At 61.9% G+C, this 3,006-nt stretch carries 2 protein-coding genes; both read right to left on the bottom strand.

The features are described 5' to 3' along the window. On the bottom strand, positions 1-1,559 hold a 1,559-nt coding region (locus ABX749_RS27840), incomplete at its 3' end, for a tetratricopeptide repeat protein (protein ID WP_372898902.1). 10 nt (positions 1,560-1,569) lie between these two features. Further along, on the bottom strand, positions 1,570-3,006 hold a 1,437-nt coding region (locus tag ABX749_RS27835; protein WP_372898901.1), incomplete at its 5' end, for a hypothetical protein.

Below are 3,006 nucleotides of genomic sequence, written 5' to 3'. Positions count from 1 at the left end.
TCCTCGCGACGGGGCGTCCCATCCATCACCGTCAAATAGGTATCAGGCCAGCCATCCAGGTCAAAGTCCACCACGCCCGCCCCGCCCGCTCCGGATTGATAAATCATCAGACCGGATTCGGCGTCGCCTGTCTTGTCGAGGGCACAAACGTGATCGAGCGATCGGGCCGCCGCTTCGTCGCGAAACCGCAGATTTCTGTCCGAGTGTTCCTCCATCGGCGACGCGGGAGACCGATCCGAGCGATGCCAACCCATCGCCGGAAAAGAAGACAGGTCGACGTTCGCCGACACCGTTTGCTCGGGCAGTTGCCACGGCGTCGAACCGGTCAACCGATCGCGGATCGCGCGGAAGGTCGTCTCGAACTCGGGATCGGGATGCTGTTTCATCGTCGCCCCGATCATCAACCAATTCGTCGCCTCCCACCGTCGCCCCAGTTGTTCCAGCGTCAGCGCGAGTTCAACGACGGTGGATTGGGAATCAAGGTCCCAGCTGCTCAGCGTTGCCAGATGACTCCGCAGTGCGGCAATTTTTTCGCCGCGGCGGGCGACACGTTCCGCCTGCTCGGTGCGTCCCAATTGGGTCAGCGCACTGGCCAGCCCCTGAAGCGCCTCGAGATCGTTCTCGTTCACCCTCACCGCCGACCAATAGGCGCGCGCCGCTTGGTCGACCGATCCGTGACGTGACGCCCAGTTACCCGCCGCCATCCAGTATTGCGAGTAATTCTCGATGTCCCCGGGCAACGATTGGCTCCATTGTTCCACCGCAACGGTCTTGTTCTGTTCCACCAATGCCCGACCATACAGGGCGACGGCCGGGGAGAAATCGGGGTGTTTCCTGACGACCGCCGCGAGCGCTTGTTCAACTGCATTCCAATCGGACTCGGCGGCGTCGTGTTGAGCCAACGAAAACACCGGGCGCAGGTCTTCGGGGTTGCGACGCAGTGCCGATTTGCACGTCTCGTCGTGAGTCTGCGGACGTGTCAGGTCGGCCAAGATCAGCAGGATGGCCTGGCTGCCATGCTTGTGTTGGACCAGCCATTGAAACTGCTCGGCGGCTTCGTCTTGCAAGCCGACGCGGGCAAGAAAACTGGCCAGGTTCTGTCGGATCTCCAATACCTCGGGATAGTCTTGGACTGCCTCACGCAAAACCGCAATCGTCTCGAAGGGACGTTCCGCGGTGATCGTCGCCCCCGCCCATTTGAACCACAACTCCTTCGTCGGTTTGCCCTCCTGCGTTTCCCTTGTTGCTCTGGCTGCCGCCTCATAGAACCCGATCGCGGCAACCGCATCGTTCGCTTGGATCGCACCATCACCGGCCATTTCCAGGGCTTGGGGATCGTCGGGGTGCTGTTGCAGGTACCGCCGGATCACTTCGCGAGCGGCATCGAATTGCTTGGTCGCGATCAATCGACGCGCATCGTCCAAATCAGCCCCCAAAACCTGCGAGTCTGCCTCGGAAGCGTCGCGGCGCACTTCAGTCGCCGAGCGGTCGCATCCGTTGCAAAACGCGAGCACCAGGGACAGACACAAGGACAGCGGTCGCGGGTTGAGTTCCATCATCCAGCCTGAATCAGCGGGTGAAGCCGTCACGGAACTGAAAGGCGTATAGATCGGCGTCCTTCATGACGAAGCGGAGGCGGACAGGGCGGCCGGCGAGGGGGGACACGTCGGGGCCGGATTTCCAGGAAACCACGCGCTGGATTTCGTTGCCGATCTGCTCGCGAGATTCGGCGAGCGTGAAGCCTGGGATCGGCGTTCCGGAAGCGTCTTGGATCTCCACGCGAATGCCGCCGGCGGCGGAGGTGGCAAAATTGAGTGCCAACTGCGATCCGCTAAACGCCAGCGGCTTGGTGACCAGTTCCCCGCCGTGATAATCGGCTTGGGCCGACGCGAACCCGTCCAGCCGCATCGAATAGCGGCGCAGATGGGCCGTCGGTTGCGCGTAGTCTTGGTTCAGATACATCGACATCTCCGTCGGCCCGGTTTGCACGACGTTCAATGCCGGGTAGTTCGTTCGCGACACCCAGTTGTGAGCCCCGATCCCCGGTCGCACGAAGCTGCTCAGGAAGGTGCGGTCGTAAACGTCGCTTCCCGGCCGCGAGGTCATCAGGATCGCATCGGACGTGTCCTTGAAGTAACGCGGGTTGACGTGGATCGCCTGGGCTTGCTCGTCGGTCAACACCTGCCTGCCCGGCATGAAGCGGGCGGCGATGGAGACATACAAGTGCGGAGCGCGAAAATACGGATGCGTTTGGTTCGTGTACAAGTGCTCGATCGGTGCCTCGCCGCCGCGATGTCGATACCCCATCAACACCGGCGCCGACCACTCGACGAAATCGTCGCTGACCGCCCGCGCGATGCGACGAATCTTGTCCTGGAAGACGCGGAAATAACAGACGTACTGTTGTTCCGCCTGCGACCAAAACGCCAGGTTTTGAGAGTCGAAGAAATGGGGATAGGCAACCTGGTCACTGGGGATCACGGGTTGTTCGCGCAGCTTACGCCAACGCGTTCCGTCGGCGGAAACCCAGGCGATCAGTCCGCTTTTGACGGTCCCGCCGAGTGCTTTGAAACGCTCCTCCGCCGGGACGGCTTCGCGCGTATCCAACATCGGGCAGAAATTATGCGTGACCGGCGCGGCGTCGGCCAACACCACGTTGTTCTCGCGCGTCCCCTGGACTTCGAACAGTCCCAAATTCGGCTTGGTCCACTCGATGCCGTCGGTCGACTCCGCGTAGCAAGTCGTCTCGGCCCGGTTGCCATCCTGGCCGGCGACGCCGAGACCACGATAGTACAGTCGCAAGCGGTCGCCGTCGCGAATCACGGTCGCATAAGCACTGAAACCGCCTTCCCAGGGCTTGTCAAACGCCAGCACCTGACCTTCGTCACGCGGCCGATGCATCACCAAGTCGACATCGTCGCGCGTTTCGATCAAGGCTTCGTCGACGAACAGCTCGCGTCGCGAACCGATCTCGTGGACGTTCGGCGACGGGTCTGCGGCGAAGGT

Origin of the sequence: Stieleria sp. (genome assembly GCF_041595215.1) — a bacterium.
GTDB lineage: Bacteria > Planctomycetota > Planctomycetia > Pirellulales > Pirellulaceae > Stieleria > Stieleria magnilauensis.
This window is presented reverse-complemented; position numbering and strand designations above follow the sequence as displayed.